At 33.3% G+C, this 16,643-nt stretch carries 18 protein-coding genes and 1 pseudogene; 15 read left to right on the top strand and 4 right to left on the bottom strand.

The features are described from left to right. Positions 1-162: 162 nt before the first annotated feature. Together JFU20_RS22470 and JFU20_RS22475 are read left to right on the top strand one after the other, a co-directional pair. On the top strand, positions 163-816 hold the full coding sequence (locus JFU20_RS22470; RefSeq protein ID WP_002014825.1) for a diguanylate cyclase domain-containing protein: 654 nt from the start codon (positions 163-165) through the stop codon (positions 814-816). 551 nt (positions 817-1,367) lie between these two features. Next, complete coding sequence (locus JFU20_RS22475) at positions 1,368-2,030, top strand: YkyA family protein (RefSeq protein ID WP_201038908.1); 663 nt, start codon at positions 1,368-1,370, stop codon at positions 2,028-2,030. 32 nt (positions 2,031-2,062) lie between these two features. Here JFU20_RS22475 and JFU20_RS22480 read toward each other — a convergent pair whose 3' ends face one another. Beyond that, complete coding sequence (locus JFU20_RS22480; protein ID WP_002014827.1) at positions 2,063-2,521, bottom strand: YkyB family protein; 459 nt, start codon at positions 2,519-2,521, stop codon at positions 2,063-2,065. A 141-nt stretch (positions 2,522-2,662) separates the two neighbouring features. Between JFU20_RS22480 and JFU20_RS22485 the strand changes: the two genes are divergently transcribed. Beyond that, the gene (locus tag JFU20_RS22485; protein ID WP_002014828.1) at positions 2,663-4,237 is read left to right on the top strand and encodes a Ppx/GppA family phosphatase; all 1,575 of its coding nucleotides are present in this window, start codon (positions 2,663-2,665) and stop codon (positions 4,235-4,237) included. A 108-nt stretch (positions 4,238-4,345) separates the two neighbouring features. Next, positions 4,346-6,453: pseudogene (locus JFU20_RS22490) on the top strand (polyphosphate kinase). 165 nt (positions 6,454-6,618) lie between these two features. Here the strand turns inward: JFU20_RS22490 and JFU20_RS22495 are convergent. Together JFU20_RS22495 and JFU20_RS22500 are read right to left on the bottom strand one after the other, a co-directional pair. Beyond that, complete coding sequence (locus tag JFU20_RS22495) at positions 6,619-6,855, bottom strand: hypothetical protein (protein ID WP_002014830.1); 237 nt, start codon at positions 6,853-6,855, stop codon at positions 6,619-6,621. A 97-nt stretch (positions 6,856-6,952) separates the two neighbouring features. Next, entirely contained in the window at positions 6,953-7,810 is an 858-nt protein-coding gene (locus JFU20_RS22500; protein ID WP_002014831.1) for a metallophosphoesterase, read from the bottom strand. Positions 7,811-8,005: 195 nt separating this feature from the next. Here JFU20_RS22500 and fadH point away from each other — a divergent pair, with 195 nt between their 5' ends. The 3 genes from fadH (at position 8,006) to JFU20_RS22515 (ending at position 10,914) form a co-directional block, all read left to right on the top strand. Next, a complete protein-coding gene (gene fadH, locus JFU20_RS22505; RefSeq protein ID WP_002128892.1) occupies positions 8,006-8,770 on the top strand; it encodes a 2,4-dienoyl-CoA reductase in 765 nt (254 codons plus the stop codon). 254 nt (positions 8,771-9,024) lie between these two features. Continuing rightward, on the top strand, positions 9,025-10,242 hold the full coding sequence (locus JFU20_RS22510) for an EAL domain-containing protein (protein WP_002014833.1): 1,218 nt from the start codon (positions 9,025-9,027) through the stop codon (positions 10,240-10,242). A gap of 183 nt (positions 10,243-10,425) precedes the next feature. After that, positions 10,426-10,914, top strand: coding sequence for a DUF3993 domain-containing protein (locus JFU20_RS22515; RefSeq protein WP_002014834.1), 489 nt, complete (start codon positions 10,426-10,428; stop codon positions 10,912-10,914). 25 nt (positions 10,915-10,939) lie between these two features. Here the strand turns inward: JFU20_RS22515 and JFU20_RS22520 are convergent, their stop codons facing one another. Beyond that, entirely contained in the window at positions 10,940-11,176 is a 237-nt protein-coding gene (locus tag JFU20_RS22520; protein WP_002014835.1) for a glutaredoxin domain-containing protein, read from the bottom strand. Between the two features lie 232 nt (positions 11,177-11,408). Between JFU20_RS22520 and JFU20_RS22525 the strand changes: the two genes are divergently transcribed. The 8 genes from JFU20_RS22525 (at position 11,409) to JFU20_RS22560 (ending at position 16,552) form a co-directional block, all read left to right on the top strand. Beyond that, positions 11,409-11,645, top strand: coding sequence for a YkuJ family protein (locus JFU20_RS22525; protein ID WP_000055151.1), 237 nt, complete (start codon positions 11,409-11,411; stop codon positions 11,643-11,645). A gap of 185 nt (positions 11,646-11,830) precedes the next feature. Next, positions 11,831-11,980 carry a hypothetical protein gene (locus JFU20_RS22530; RefSeq protein ID WP_002014836.1) on the top strand — a complete coding sequence of 50 codons (150 nt, stop codon included), beginning with the start codon at positions 11,831-11,833 and terminating at the stop codon, positions 11,978-11,980. A 74-nt stretch (positions 11,981-12,054) separates the two neighbouring features. Beyond that, positions 12,055-12,573 (top strand): ribonuclease H-like YkuK family protein, encoded by a 519-nt coding sequence (locus JFU20_RS22535; RefSeq protein WP_002165139.1) that lies wholly within the window; start codon positions 12,055-12,057, stop codon positions 12,571-12,573. A 127-nt stretch (positions 12,574-12,700) separates the two neighbouring features. Further along, positions 12,701-12,892, top strand: a complete 192-nt coding sequence (abbA, locus tag JFU20_RS22540) for an antirepressor AbbA (protein WP_002145987.1) — start codon at positions 12,701-12,703, stop codon at positions 12,890-12,892. Between the two features lie 168 nt (positions 12,893-13,060). After that, complete coding sequence (gene cbpB, locus JFU20_RS22545) at positions 13,061-13,504, top strand: cyclic-di-AMP-binding protein CbpB (protein ID WP_002014839.1); 444 nt, start codon at positions 13,061-13,063, stop codon at positions 13,502-13,504. Positions 13,505-13,681: 177 nt separating this feature from the next. After that, positions 13,682-14,566, top strand: a complete 885-nt coding sequence (locus JFU20_RS22550) for a transcriptional regulator CcpC (RefSeq protein ID WP_002014840.1) — start codon at positions 13,682-13,684, stop codon at positions 14,564-14,566. A 71-nt stretch (positions 14,567-14,637) separates the two neighbouring features. Further along, positions 14,638-15,360 carry a 2,3,4,5-tetrahydropyridine-2,6-dicarboxylate N-acetyltransferase gene (gene dapD / locus JFU20_RS22555; protein WP_002014841.1) on the top strand — a complete coding sequence of 241 codons (723 nt, stop codon included), beginning with the start codon at positions 14,638-14,640 and terminating at the stop codon, positions 15,358-15,360. 61 nt (positions 15,361-15,421) lie between these two features. Then, the gene (locus JFU20_RS22560; protein WP_002014842.1) at positions 15,422-16,552 is read left to right on the top strand and encodes an N-acetyldiaminopimelate deacetylase; all 1,131 of its coding nucleotides are present in this window, start codon (positions 15,422-15,424) and stop codon (positions 16,550-16,552) included. Positions 16,553-16,643: the final 91 nt, after the last annotated feature.

Raw genomic sequence — 16,643 nt, forward strand, 5'->3', positions numbered from 1 at the left:
ATAGGTCACTCCTTCCTAAAAACGATATATAGTATATATATGAAATAAAATAGAAAAAGTATACAAGCTTAAGTAGAAATGTACATAAAATATGTACATTTTTTATTTTATAGAAAAACATTATTGTTATAGAAACATATATTGGTATAAAAGGGGGAGAGTATGAAACATAAAGGGAAAATTAGTGGATTATTACTTGGGAACACAGTTGCGGTTACAGAATGGATTGCACTTCAGGATGTAATTGCTAAGCTAGATTCGCGATCATTTTTAACCGTCTTTATTATTTATATATTGCAAATGATACTAAGCTATTATTTTGGACATTGGTACGATAAAAGAACGAATACGCGTGTAAATATTGAAGTAGGAGGAATGAAGAATAACGATTTTGTCGTTGATTTTTTTGGAAAAGTAGCTGCTTTATCAGAAAGAGATTCTCGTAATATTACAGTGTATATTCTTTCCGTAAAAGAATGGGATGTATTAAAAGACATAGTGCAAGAAAAAAAGTTAGATGAGCTAGTCCAAAGAGTAGAACGTACAATTGTAAAGACAGTTCGAAAAGGCGATGTAGTTACGAGGTGGGATGAAAATAAATATGTTATCGTAGCTGTTGATAATGGCTATGAAAAGTCAACAATAACAAGTCGATTAATCAAAAATATTCAAAATGAAATAGCGAATGATTTATTAAGTGTCACACTATTATTTGGGGCTGCAAGTTATCCTATAGAAGGGAAAACTTTTGAAGATTTGTTTAGAAAGGCACAAAATCAATTGTATAATTATAGAAACTTGCAAAGTCATGAATGAAACTTTGATTTGAAGAAGTATGATATAAAGATTTTTTGTAACATTTTTTTGTCTTTTGTTACAAGAAAACTTTTTTTTGTAACAAAAGTCTTTAAAAATATATGAAATCAGCATATAATTGTGTGTGGATGTGTCAATGCATTTTGCACAATGTTTTCAGTTTAAAAGTGTAGAGGAAAACATGCTCTACACTTTTCCTTTTTAAGAAATTAAAAGAATCTTTGTAAGAGTTGCGAGGTCCCCTTTGCACTATGTAAAATGGACAAAGAGGTTATTTGATAGAAAGTGAGAAAGGGAATGATAGACGTGAGGGGTCAACGATCATCTTTTATCAGGTGAAATATTATAGTGTTTCTTGCAGTAGGTAAGATTAAGGTAAATACCTTTATGTTTTAAGACATTACATAATTTCAAGTGCGAAAATTGTACAAGCAGTATAAATAATTATTGATGATCTTCGTAAAAAAGATGCGAGCGTGAAATAGATAAAGAAGTTACATGTTTTTCATGGGATTTTTGGCACGATGGTCGCTTATTAATAGGAGGAAAAGATGTTGAAATATAATAAATTAGCAATTATAACTGCATTATCAATGACTTTACTAGCTGGTTGTTTCGGCCCAAAACCAGAAGAGGAGCTATATGTTGCATTTGAAAATGCTGCCAAGCAAGAAAAAACAATGTTTGAAGATGCGAAAAAATTAGAGTCATTAGAGAAAGAGGGGCAAGTATTATATAATCAAATTGTCCAAGAAGGAAAAGATAATAATCAGGCTGTTAAGGATAAGCTTGATCAAGCGGTGAAAAATACAGCTGAACGAGAAAAAGTTCTTATTAAAGAAAAAGAGGCGTTAAATAAAGCGCAAGAAGAAGTGAAGTCAGCTGATAAGCATGTGAAGAAAATTGAAGATAATAAATTAAAAGAACAGGCTGATAAAGTAAAGAGTACTTATGAGAAACGACATGATTCATTCCAAAAGATGTACGATAGCTATAATAAATCTTTAAAGCAAGAAAAAGAATTATATACAATGCTACAAGATAAAGGTACAAAATTAAAAGATATTAGCGAGAAAGTAAAGGTAGTAAACCAAGCATATAAAGATATTGAGACAGAAAAAGATAAGTTTAATGAATATACGAAATCATATAATACAGAAAAAGTTGCATTCTATAAACAAGCTAATATTAAAATTAAGGAAGATAAAAAATAAAACAGTTTGGCCTAATATTAGGCCAAACTGTTTTATTTTTTTGTATAGGTACGGCTATACCATGGAACTGGTTCGCTTAATTTTTTTTCCTGTTTTAATGCTTCAGGACCAATATAATCTTGAAGTGTTTTTTTTGCTATTGTTAAAGATAAGGTTGTTTTCGGATTTCGATAGGAGGATTCAAGGTGACCAAGATGCGGTAGGGTGCGAAAATCATCTTTCGTAGGAGGGATATGGAAAAAATAATCACCTAAACGTATAAGAACATCGGATTGTTGTTGACTAAAACGTGGATTTCTAGAAAAATGTAATCCTTCTTTGATAGCCTTTTTTTCAGTAATTAAGCGTTCTAAAGCAGTCTTTTTTAACCAATATAAGTACTTAGGGTTAGTTGCAGCTTTAGCATGACGATTCACAACGAAAATAGATTGAGCTAGTCTATTAATAGAATGTTGATTATGCAATGGAGATTGTGGTTGTGAAGGTTTCATATTGACTCTCCTTTCAATTTTTCCTTATTATAGCATAAATAAAATGGGTTTTTATTATATGCAAAAAGTAATTGTATATATTTTCAATATTAAAGCAATATTGTTACAAAAAACAACTATTTTGTATAATAGTGATAGAATATGTTTCAGAAATTTGATAATGAAAGAGTGAGAAGTTTGAAAGAAATATTAAAATTACAATATGCCATTATAGATATTGGATCTAATACAATGCGTTTAGTTATTTATGAAAAGCAAAATGGAGGTTTTTATAAAGAAATTGAAAATACGAAAGTGGTTGCTCGGTTAAGAAATTATTTAATCGATGGTGTTTTGAATGAAGAAGGTAAAGAAGTATTGTTACAAACATTATTTCAATTTCAAGAAAGTACAAAATTCCATCAGTTGCATCATGTACTTTGTGTTGCAACGGCAACAATTAGACAGGCTGAGAATCAAGAGGAGATTACAAAACTTGTTGAAGGACAAACAGACTTTACTCTTAGAGTATTATCAGAATATGAGGAAGCACGTTACGGCTATTTAGCAGTTATGAATTCTACTTCGTTTTCGGAAGGAATAACAGTAGATATTGGTGGCGGAAGTACGGAAGTTACATATATTAAAAATAGAGAGATTTTAGAGTACCATAGTTTTCCTTTTGGTGCGCTTTCTTTAAAACATCTATTTATTAAAGGTGATATTCCTACTAAAGATGAATTAGAGGAAATTCGAGAGTATTTAGAGTGTCAATTTCGAACGTTACCATGGTTAATTGATAAGAAATTGCCTCTTATTGCAATTGGTGGTAGTGCGAGAAACTTAGCGAAAATCCACCAAAATTTAACAAACTATCCTATAGCGGGAGTACATTTATACAAAATGAAAGAAGAAGATATTGAAAATGTAAAAGGTGCATTGGAAAAACAATCGTTTATCGAACTTCAGAAAATGGAAGGATTGGCAAAAGATCGAGCTGATACAATTATTCCAGCGGTTGAAGTATTTCATAAACTTGTAAATATTACAGAAGCAACGGCATTTGTATTAAGCAAAAAAGGATTAAGAGAAGGTGTTTTCTATGAAGAGTTGACGAAAGATTTAGGGATTTCATATTATCCGAATGTAGTTGAAGAAAGCTTACATTTGTTATCACACGAATATGAAATGGATATGGAATTTGTCATTCAACTTATTAAACATGGAAGATTGATTTGTAAACAACTCGAAGAAATGGGATTGATTTCTGTTTCAATAAAAGACTGGGAAGCATTCCATCAAGCAGCGAAAGTGTTTAATATTGGAAAATATATAGACGAAGAAGCGAGCCGCTTACATACATTTTACTTACTAGCGAACAAAACAATTGATGGTATGATGCATAAAGATCGAGTTAGATTAGCGCTTATAGCTTCTTATAAATCAAAAATGTTATTTAAACAACATTTGGCACTGTTTGAAGGATGGTTTGATAAAAGTGAACAAAAGAAAATTCGATTATTAGGGGCTGTATTACAATTTTCGGCTGCTTTAAATATACGACAAAGATCGCTTGTTGAAACAATATATATAACGGAAAGTAAAGAAGGTTTAACATTCAGGATTTTATGTGAAGAATCGGCATTAGCAGAAAAAGTACAAGCTGAAAAACAAAAAAAGCAGCTAGAAAGAGTATTGAAAACAAATATTCACTTATCATTCGAATCAAAACGTTAAGTTGTACGGATGTCTTTACAGAAAATTAACACTTTGGAATATTGTAATTTGATAAAATGAAAGTAACTAAATTATAGTGAAAAAGTTTCAAAGGGAAGTGTGAAGAGAATGGAATTGCTAAAGGGGAATTTAGTAAATTTAAATGATACAGCGTATTATAATAATCGTGAATTAAGCTGGCTAGCATTTAATGAACGTGTACTACAAGAAGCGCAAGATGAAAATAATCCACTATTAGAAAGACTAAAGTTTATTAGTATTTTTAGTTCGAATTTAGATGAATTTTTTATGGTGCGCGTAGCAGGTTTGAAAGATCAAGTAAGTGCGGGATTTAATCAGCCAGAAAATAAAGCAGGTTTAACACCAAAGAAACAGTTAAATAAGATTGCGATAAAATCGCATGAGTTAATGACTGTGCAGTATGAAACGTTTAAAAATTATGTATTGCCAGCGCTTGAACTAGAGGGGATTGAGCGTTTAACATTTCATGATTTGACGAAAGAGCAAAGGGAATTTATCGAGGAGTATTTTGATGAACAAATATTTCCGGTTTTAACCCCTGTATCTATTGATGCGTATCGTCCATTTCCAATGTTATTAAATAAAAGTTTGAATTTAGCTACTATTTTATATGATGAGCAACAGGCTGAGGAAGAAAATCGTACGAAGTTAGGAATTGTACAAGTGCCTTCATTACTGGAGCGTTTCATATTTTTACCGAGTGAAGGGCAAAAACATAAATTTATTTTATTAGAAGATGTAATTAGTGGTTTTACTCATAAACTATTCACAGGATATAACGTATCACCTGTTACTCGTTTCCGTATTACACGTAATGCGGATTTAACGATCCATGAAGAAGGTGCACGCGATTTATTAAAAGTAATTGAAAAAGAATTGAAAAAGCGTAAGTGGGGAGCTGCCGTTCGTTTAGAAGTTGGTAAAGAACACATTGATGAAAGAGTGTTAGCGTTATTGTATGATGTGTTAGAAGTAAAAGATGAAGATGTGTACATGATGGATGGACCGTTAGATTTAACATGTTTATTCTCCTTATATAAAAAATTAGCGCCTTTATATGAACATCTAGTATATCCGGCTCTTATTCCTCAACCTCCTCAAGATTTAGGTGATGAGGAAGATGTATTTGAAAAAGCGATAGAACATGATATTTTATTACACCATCCCTTTGAGTCGTTTCAGCCAGTCGTTGATTTTGTCCGTGATGCGGCAGATGACTCGAATGTACTTGCGATCAAACAAACATTATATCGTGTAAGTGGAGATTCTCCAATAATTCAGGCGCTGAAGGTAGCAGCTGAAAAAGGAAAACAAGTGACGGTATTGGTTGAGTTAAAGGCAAGGTTTGATGAAGAGAATAATGTTCATTGGGCTAAAGAATTGGAACAGGCCGGATGTCACGTTATTTACGGAGTAAGTCACTTGAAAACGCATAGTAAAATTACGTTAGTTGTAAGAAGAAGAAACGGAAAAATTGAAAGGTTTGTACATCTTGGAACCGGAAATTATAATGATGCAACAGCGAAGTTGTATACCGATTTTGGATATATTACATCGCGAAAAGACTTTGGTGTAGATGCAACAAATTTCTTTAATTATTTGAGTGGTTATACAAAAAAACCGCATTTTCATCATTTATCTGTTGCCCCGTTTGATATAAGAGAGCAGTTTATGGAGTTAATAGATGAGGAAATCCGTTATCATAGACAATATGGAAATGGATATATTATCGCTAAAATGAATTCGTTAACAGATAAACCATTAATAAAAAAATGTATGAAGCATCACAAGCTGGGGTAAGGGTAGAGCTCATCGTTAGAGGGACATGTTGTTTAAGACCTGGGATTCCGAATGTAAGTGAAAATATTCGTGTAGTTAGTGTTGTTGGAAGATATTTAGAACATAGTCGTATTTATTATTTCCATCATAATGGAGATGAAAAAATATATTTATCTTCAGCTGATTTGATGACGCGAAATATGGAAAAACGAGTAGAAATATCCTTCCCAATTTTAGATATTGAAATGAAAGCGAGAATAAAGGCAATTTTACAGCTGGTTTTAGCTGATAATGTGAAAACACGTGAACAAAATAAAGATGGTGACTATTATTATATAATTAATAGTAGTATAGAAGAAATTGATAGCCAAGTGAATTTATTTAAGATGGCGTATCAAAATACAGACGCTGAATAGTGTGAAAAAAGTAAAAACCTCTTATTGAATTTAAGAGGTTTTTACTTTTTTCTCTACTCATATATTCTCAAAATGGAAGGATGAGTAGAGAGAATAGTTTTTATTATAGGCGTGTGATGAGTTGGTTCGTTGAGAGAAAAACATTAGAAGAATGGTTGGTTTAAATTAATAATAGTAGGGTTGTTGACAAGGCCCTCCGTAACAAGGAAAAGGTGCTGGTGGTGGGAAAGGCGGTGGATAAGGCGGATAAAACGGTCTAGGCCCGAAAGCTAATGCTCCGCCTAGCAATCCTCCAGCAATTCCAGCTAGAAATGGAACACCGAAAAATGGAAAGAAGCGTGAGTCGCCTGCTGGGCCAAAAGGTGCTGAACGAACTGGGATCGGTTGATAATATGGATACATGAACAAACCTCCTTTACTGGACTCATTTTTATCATATGGTGGACCAAGCGTGGATGAGCGCGTACAAGGAAGGATATGTAAGGAAATAGGCGAATTGTTACGAATGTTGTAGGATGAAGAGTGTAATTTCAGGTTTTGACATAAAGCGGAATGGGACACGTGTTCTTCCAATACCTCGATTGACATAGAGAGTCAAACCTTGAATGTTATAGAAACCTTCAATATATTCTTTTGCAAGCGACGGGGTAATAATAGCACCTAAAAAAGGAATTTGTACTTGTCCGCCATGGCTATGACCAGAAAGTTGAAGATTGATTGGATATGTAGCGATTTGTGGCGCGATATCTGGTTCGTGAACGAGAACAATTGTATAAATATTTTGTTTTGCATGTTGTAAAGTTTCCGCTATTTTTGGTTTACCCAGTAGCATATCATCGAGTCCGAAAATAGAAATTTCACTATTATCCAGTAAACGAATTCGCTTTTCGCTATTTTGCAAAAGTTCAAATCCAGATTCGCGCATGATGTGATCATAGTATTCAGTTCCATATCCACCATGGTCGTGGTTACCATAAATGGAAAATTTACCGAAGGGTGCCTGTATATTCTTTAAAATGGATGCAACAAAAGAAGCCTCGGTATATGTTTGGTAATCATCAATGAGATCACCAGTAAAAAGGACAATATCTGGCTTTTCAGCATTAATCTTGGAAACGATTTGAGATAAATGTTGGAGAGAGAAATAGTATCCTAGATGTAAATCGCTAAATTGAAGGATCTTCATACCATGAAAACCTTTTGGTATGAGCGGTGATTTAAGTGTGTGTTGCGTAAAAGAAAGCAAATAGGGCTCTATATATTTAGCATAATAATAGCCGATACTTGCGGTTATAAATGAATATAGACAAGTGCGTATTCCAGATTTTAAAAAATTTCTTCTTGTAATTTTCTTCATATACAGGTTATTCAAACCTCCCTTCAGTTTTTTAAAAATATATTTTAAATACTAAAAAAGTAGTATAGATTACGAAAAAAATGAACGAAAAGAAACCTCTTTACGTTAAAATATCAGAAAAATTGAAAAATATAAAGATTTCTATCAAATAAAGTGATAAAATGAATGTGTATTCATTTTTTGGAGGGGATGTATGTGAAAGAGAAGGTAGTTATTATAACAGGTGGATCAAGTGGAATGGGAAAAGGGATGGCGATACGTTTTGCGAAAGAAGGGGCACGTGTTGTTATTACAGGGCGTACAAAAGAAAAGCTAGAAGAAGCAAAGTTAGAAATTGAACAGTTTCCAGGGCAAGTATTATCTGTACAAATGGATGTACGAAATACTGATGATATTCAAAAAATGATTGAACATATTGATGAGAAGTTTGGACGAATTGATATTTTAATAAATAATGCAGCTGGAAACTTTATTTGTCCAGCAGAGGACTTATCTGTGAATGGCTGGAATTCGGTAATTAATATTGTATTAAATGGTACATTTTATTGTAGTCAGGCTATTGGGAAATATTGGATTGAAAAAGGTATAAAAGGAAATATTATTAACATGGTGGCAACATATGCATGGGATGCAGGCCCAGGGGTTATCCATTCGGCAGCAGCTAAAGCTGGTGTATTAGCGATGACAAAAACTCTTGCTGTTGAGTGGGGACGTAAATATGGAATACGAGTTAACGCTATCGCACCAGGACCAATTGAACGTACAGGTGGTGCCGATAAATTATGGATTTCAGAAGAGATGGCTAAGCGTACATTGCAAAGTGTTCCACTTGGTAGAATGGGTACACCAGAAGAAATTGCGGGTCTAGCTTATTATTTATGTTCAGATGAAGCTGCATACATAAATGGAACTTGTATGACAATGGATGGTGGCCAGCATTTGCACCAATATCCATTTTAAAAGGAAAGAAAAATGAATGATTCATTAATTTTTCTTTGGTGAAATGTGACGAAGTTGTGACACATGAGAGAAATGTGTTTACAAAGGGGAATATATAGGTTATATTTAAGACCTCTTTTTTCTTCATAGTAGAATTGCTAATTCCCCTTAGCATTTTACCCCTCTAATCCCTTCAGGAAAACTGAAGGGATTTTTTATTATTTTTCCGTAAATATCGTGTTATAATTTTTGAAAAGTAAAGGGAGGGAAGCACGTTGATAGATGCATTAGATGTAATGAGTAACTTGGATAAAGTCCTTCCTTATTATCAAGCTATTTTTAGTGCTGATGAGCATACAGTAATTGGATATGAAGTTGTAGGACGTATTCAAACAGAAGAGGGCATACAAAGTTTAGCATCTTTCTTCCATGATGATTCTATTCCGAGTGAGTTCCAACTTGAAGCGGATAACATCATCGTAGAAAAAGCGTTAAATAGGTATTTAGAAACGGATCAAAAATTATTATTATTTATACATCGGAATGCTAATGTATTAATGAATGATGAAGATGAAAGTTTACTTCAACTTTTGCTGATGTATGAAGAACAAGGTTTGAACTTACAACGCATTGTTCTGGAAATAACAGAACATGAATGTAAAGAAGATATAGAACAATTTAATCATTTACTCATGTATTATCGTACATATGGTATTCAAATTTCGATTAATAAAGTCGGAACGGGTACAAGTAATTTAGAGCGTATTAGCGTGTTAGCACCGGATATTTTAAAAGTAGATTTAATAAATTTAAGGCAAACTGCACTTTTACAATCTTATCAAGATATTTTATATTCCTTATCTTTACTTGCTAGAAGAATTGGTGCGACATTGTTATATGAAGAAATTGATGCTTTTTATCAACTACAATATGCTTGGAAAAACGGTGGTAGATATTATCAAGGTAATTATTTGAAAGAATGTTTACCTGATTTTATTGAAACGAATGTTTTAAAAGAGCGACTTGGTAATGAATGTCATCAATTTATTCTGCATGAGAAGAAGAAGTTGCAAAAAATTTATAATTTAACAGAGATGTTACGTGATCGAATTGGTGATGTTCTGTCAAAACAAAAAAAGAATGAAGATATAAATGATTGGTTATTACAATTTAGCCAAAGCATATCACAATATAGTTTTCGGATATTTATTTGTAATGAAGATGGTTTTCAACAATCGGGTAATATTATGAAAAAAGATGGTGGATGGATCATTATGCCAGAGTATTATATGAAGAACTGGAGCTGGCGCCCGTATTTTCTAGAAAATATAATGAAAATGCGTTTTGAGAATAAGGCAAGACTTTCAGATTTATATGCTGATATCGAAACTGGTGAAATGGTACGAACATTTTCATTCCCGATTGATGATGAAAACTTTTTATTTATAGATTTATCGTACGAATATTTATATGAAGAAGATGTTTTATTTTAATGCACGAAGAGATTCGTGTATTTTTTTGTTTGTTTTTATCATAAATTGGTAATAGTGAACATGATGATGAAAATGCTGTCTATCGTTGTAAAGATTTTACGAACGAAATCATCCCTTTCTTTGCATAATCATTGTTACAATGAATACTACAAAGACAAGCTCTTTTAAAAGGAAGGTGAAAAAATGAAGAAATATGGAATATGGTTTGTTCTATTTATATGTGTTGCCTTTCTAGTTGGCTATAGTGTCACAACTGTTTTAGGAAAAGAAGAAGTGAAAGTGGATCGGAAAGAAGTGTTTACAACGATACAAAAAGGTTATGAGACGCAATTTTCAATCCGCGGGAAGCAAATACCTATGAATAAGATGATAGAGACGTTATCACCATATTTTACAAATAATTTCCTTCAAGTTTTTACAGATGAAAACAGTAGAAATGAAAAACAAAGTGGTGAATATTTACTTCCAGCAAAAGAAGCTCCGTTTTCTTTTAATTCAGAAACAAAAATGTCTTATGATGAAGAACATAAAAATTTATATGTCTATGAGCGGACAAAGAGTGGACAATATCAAATTGTGACATTGCAAAAGGATAATGGAAAATGGAAATTAGCAGGGTATCATGAAAGTCAGGAACTATTGACTGAAATAAAAAGGTTACAACAATTATGAGAATAGGAATAGGTGTCGCCTATTCCTATTCTATACCGAGTAGCTGTTGTAATTTTTCAATTTGAAAACCTGCCACAACTTCTTCGTCAATTACAACTGTTGGAGTTGAATAGGATTCATAGTCATATAAAAGACGATTGCGTGCAGCAGCGTCTTTTTTTATGTCAAATTCTTCATATACAACGTTATTATGTTTTAAAAATTCTTTTACAATGGTACAAGGCGGACAATCAGGTTGTGTATAAACCTCAATTTTTTTCATTGTAATTCCTCCCTTTTTCTGTTGTTTATTATATTCTGCCAGTATAAAAAGCGCAATAAAGAAGTAAAAAGATGATCTTTCATCTTTTTACTTCTTATTTCGACAAATTTTAGTTGAGTTTCTGGCCAAGAACCTTTATCCTAGATTGTGGAACGTTTTTTCTGTTATGACGGATAGAATGAGTATAGCTGTAAAACCTATTGGTAGGAAGATCAGAGAAAGGAGAGATTTCATGTCTCTACTCCAAGGAATTTTAACTCGACTTGTTAGTCTACAAGAACAAGCTGAAAGCGGTGAAGTAGCACAACGCTATTTTGAAGTGAACGGTGAGCGCAAATGTAGCGTGAAATTTTTCGATAAAAGTGAAATGTATGAGTTAGAAGTGTATCAACAAGGTGAAAAACCTCAAGTGTATCAATTCGATAACATCGATATGGTTGCAATTGAGATTTACGATATCATTTCTTGATACATATAAAAAAGGTACTGCCAAATGGCGGTACCTTTTTTAGTTATATTAATTAATGGGCTATATAGGTAGTAGAAGTTGTAATTTAAGTCGCGATTAAATAAAAGAGTTTTTACAAATGTATATGTATAGGAATTTTTTATTTTTCCTACAATGATAGTAAATATTAATAGGAGGTGCAAAGGATGGAACGCTTACCGATTGTTATTTGTCCTAATTGTCACAGTCATGCTGAAATTAATCACGTATTAACCGCCCAGTCTAATCAAAATGTAATATATACATGTAGGTTTTGTAATTATGCAATTCGAAATATTGAAACGAATAAAGGGTAGTAAGTTATAATTTTTGTTTTTGTCCCATACAATGAGAATACGAAAAGTCTGTCTAATTGAAAGGACGTGACTATGTGGACGGTGAGCATACATTTTATAATGTTTCAGAGAGACATTTGAATTTTGATATGGTATTTAACCGTATTTGTAGTTTCATTGAAAAGGATCCGCGAAATTTATATCGATTATCTATTGGGACAGACTCACAAGCGCATCAAAAGGATACGAGGTTTATTACAGCGATACATATTCATCGTGTTGGAAAAGGAGCATGGGGATGTTTGCATCATAAATCAGTGAAAAATAAGCCAGCAACGTTGCGAGAGAAAATATATTTAGAAACACAGTTTAGTCAAGAAATCGCCTATCTATTTACTCCCAATCATATACAAGCGATATGGGATTTATTGCACCAATACGCTCAAGATGGAGCAGGATTCATAATGGAAATTCATTTAGATATCGGGAATGATGGTTTAACAAAAGAATTTATTTTAGATATGACGATGAAAATTCAAGCAATGGGATTAACAGCAAAAATTAAACCAGATGCTTATGCGGCATTTAGTTACGCAAACAGATATACAAAATAATGTGAAATGATGTCTATATATTCGCAGTCGTTAAGTGTTTCTAACGAAAACTGAATATTACATCTGTTAAATAGACTGAAAAATTTATATAATGAGAGTGATGATGCGAGTGCAAGGAGAGGAGCATATGGAAAAGGAATTTGTTTTAACAAGAGAAGAAGAAAATTTATTGTTGGATATTCTGTTTCAGCAAAATTACGCGAGCGAAATTTTAGCGGTGGAGCTTACAGACATTGAGAATGGTTTAAAACAGACAGATGTGACGCAATATAAAAAAATCACAAGATTGTTTTACCGATTAAAAAATAAAGGGTATTAAGCACTACCGGAATGGTAGTCTTTTTTTATGTTATATGCTAAAATAGTTATGTATTTTTATTTTTATTAGAATAATGTCAGGACAAAATAATAATATGAAAACGCTATCATAAAATGTGAATAGGATCGGAGAATATTAGCAGGAAAAAGGGAAAATGGGGGATGTAACATGATTAGTATTCCGAAAGACGAGTTTCAACAAATTCTTGTGAAGGATTTAATGATTTCATCAGATAAAGTAGCACATGTACAAATAGGGAATGGTCTAGAACATGCTTTACTCGTTCTTGTGAAATCTGGATATTCGGCGATTCCTGTTTTAGACCCTATGTATAAATTACATGGGTTAATTAGTACTGCTATGATTTTAGATGGTATTTTAGGATTAGAGCGCATTGAGTTTGAAAGACTTGAGAATATGAAAGTGGAACAAGTGATGAAGGAAGAGATTCCAGTTCTTACGTTAGAAGATTCTTTTGCAAAAGCTTTAGAAATGACAATTGATCATCCTTTTATTTGCGCTGTCAATGAAGAAGGTTACTTCGAGGGTATTTTAACACGGCGGGCTATTTTAAAATTGTTGAATAAAAAAGTGAGACAGCATAATCGATAACGTAGGGAAAGTGACTTCACAGAAAAGGCGAAGTCACTTTTTTTCGTGCATATCAGTTGTGTATGTATTATATTTAAAAAGACATAAAGCATAAGAAAAGTTTGAACTAACAAACCGTTCTAATGTATAAAAGTATGCAATTAAATTAAGGATGAAATACTTATTAAAATTAGGTGTATGGAAGCTAAGGAAAGAGGGAGAAAGTTGCAAATTGATGATTTTCAAATGATGGTTGTGTTAGCTCAGGAATCAAATATGAGAAAAGCGGCGGAACGTTTATTTGTTTCCCAACCTGCGCTTAGTCAACGATTACAATCTATGGAGAAACAATGGGGAATGAAATTTTTTATTCGTTCACAAAAAGGATTAACAATTACACCTGAAGGGGAAAAAGTTGCAAATTATGCAAAAGAAATGTTACAACGGGAAGAGGGTATTAAAAGTGAACTGGCTCTTTTTAGAACCGAAACATACGGTACGTTAAAAATAGCTGTTGCATCAGTCATTGGGCAATATTGGCTTCCACCTGTTTTGAAAAAATTTGTGCATAAGTATCCTTCTGTGAAGATATCTCTGTTTACTGGCTGGAGTAGTGAAGTGCAAAAGCAATTTTATGAAGGAGACGTTCATGTTGCTATACTGAGAGGATCACAAGAATACAAAGGGCAGAAACAACAATTATTTGAAGATGAATTATATTTAGTTGATAAAGAAATAAAAGATATTTCGATGTTAAAAGAGACAAATAGACCATTTATTCAATTTAAAAGTGATTCGACCTACTATGGACAAATACAAAATTGGTGGTATGGATTATTTTCAAATCCACCTAAGCGAACGATTGTAGTTGACCAAATTGAAACGTGCAAACAGCTTGTTTTAAATGGAATAGGTTATGCTCTTTTACCTTCGACTGTTTTAAAAGAAGTGCAGGAAAATATGTATAAAACACCTGTTCAATTAACGAGAGAAACATGGTTATTGACGAGTGACTCGGCAAGGCAGTTGAAGCAAGTACAAGCATTTTTAGAAATTATAGAAGAAATTCAAATGGAAAAATAAGATTATTGTCTTGCTACTCGCTCTATCGTTTGGTAGAGTAACATTATAAATGGATTTAGGAGGCAACAAGAATGAAAATGATGGACGCTAACGAAATTATTTCGTTTATTCAAAACAGTGAAAAGAAAACTCCTGTAAAGGTATACATAAAAGGGGATTTAAAAGAGGTAACATTCCCTGAAACAGTACAAGCATTTGTAAATAAAAAATCTGGTGTATTATTCGGAGAATGGTCTGAAATTAAGACAATTCTTGATGAAAATAACAAGCACATTGTTGACTATGTAGTTGAGAATGACCGTCGTAATTCTGCAATTCCAATGCTTGATTTAAAAGGTATTAAAGCTCGTATTGAGCCAGGCGCGATTATTCGTGACCATGTAGAAATTGGTGACAACGCTGTTATCATGATGAATGCAACAATTAACATCGGTGCTGTAATTGGTGAAGGTACTATGATCGACATGAACGCAGTGCTTGGTGGACGTGCAACAGTTGGTAAGAACTGTCACGTAGGTGCAGGTGCTGTACTTGCCGGTGTTATTGAGCCACCTTCTGCAAAACCAGTTATCGTTGAAGATGATGTTGTAATTGGTGCAAATGTAGTTGTTCTAGAAGGCGTTACAGTAGGTAAAGGTGCAGTTGTAGCAGCAGGAGCTGTTGTAACAGAAGATGTGCCTCCATATACAGTTGTTGCGGGAACTCCGGCACGTGTAATTAAAGAAATTGATGAGAAGACAAAAGCAAAAACTGAAATTAAACAAGAGCTTCGTCAATTAAACCCAGAGAAATAAAAAATAAAAAGCGTAAGAGCATGGATGTGCTCTTACGCTTTTTATAGATAGAGGTGCAAAAATGACAGTAAGCAAATTTGTCCAAGTTCGTAGAGATTTACATAAAATTCCGGAGATCGGATTTAAAGAGTGGAAAACACAACAGTATATTTTAGATTATATAGGAACGCTTCCTAATGAATATTTGGAAGTGAAAACATGGAAAACAGGTGTAATTGTTAAAGTAAATGGAAAAAATCCAGAAAAAATAATAGGTTATCGTGCAGATATAGACGGTCTACCAATTACAGAGGAAACTGGATATGAATTCTCTTCTGTCCATGAAGGAATGATGCATGCATGTGGACATGATTTGCATGCAACAATCGGTTTAGGACTTCTAACAGCGGCTGTAAGCGAAAGAATAGATGATGATCTTGTGTTTATATTCCAACCAGCTGAAGAAGGTCCAGGTGGTGCACTTCCTATGTTAGAAAGCGATGAGTTAAAAGAATGGAAGCCTAATATGATTCTTGGACTTCATATTGCGCCTGAATACTCTGTGGGAACAATTGCGACAAAAGAAGGTTTATTATTTGCGAATACATCAGAGCTATACGTTGATTTAAAAGGAAAAGGTGGACATGCTGCATATCCGCATACAGCAAATGATATGATTGTTGCAGCGAGTCATCTCGTTACACAACTTCAATCAGTTATTAGTCGTAATGTGAACCCTCTTGACAGTGCGGTAATTACAATTGGGAAAATTACAGGTGGTACAGTTCAAAACATTATCGCAGAAAAGTCTCGTTTAGAAGGAACAATTCGAACGCTATCAGTGGAATCAATGAAACGTGTTAAAAGCCGAATTGAGGCAATTGTTGCGGGAATAGAAGCTTCTTTTCAATGCGAAGCTGTTATTGACTACGGAGCGATGTATCATCAAGTGTATAACCATGAGGAGCTAACGAGAGAGTTTATGCAATTTACACGTGAACAAACGACTATGGACGTAATTACGTGTACGGAGGCAATGACAGGTGAAGACTTTGGTTATATGCTTCGAGAGATGCCTGGATTTATGTTTTGGCTTGGAGTAAATTCAGAATATGGTTTACATCATGCGAAATTAAAACCAGACGAAGAGGTTATTGAGAAAGCAATTGTATTTTTAAATCAATATGTGAAGTGGAAGGGAAATAGAAAGTGAACTTACTCGCTAATTGTGCAATAGTTTAGAGTGGGGACTTCTTAGTTCAGAGACGAAAACATCTTTCGTATTCGTTAGTGTTAGACATCTT

Source organism: Bacillus sp. TH30, assembly GCF_016650875.1.
GTDB classification, from domain to species: domain Bacteria; phylum Bacillota; class Bacilli; order Bacillales; family Bacillaceae_G; genus Bacillus_A; species Bacillus_A mycoides.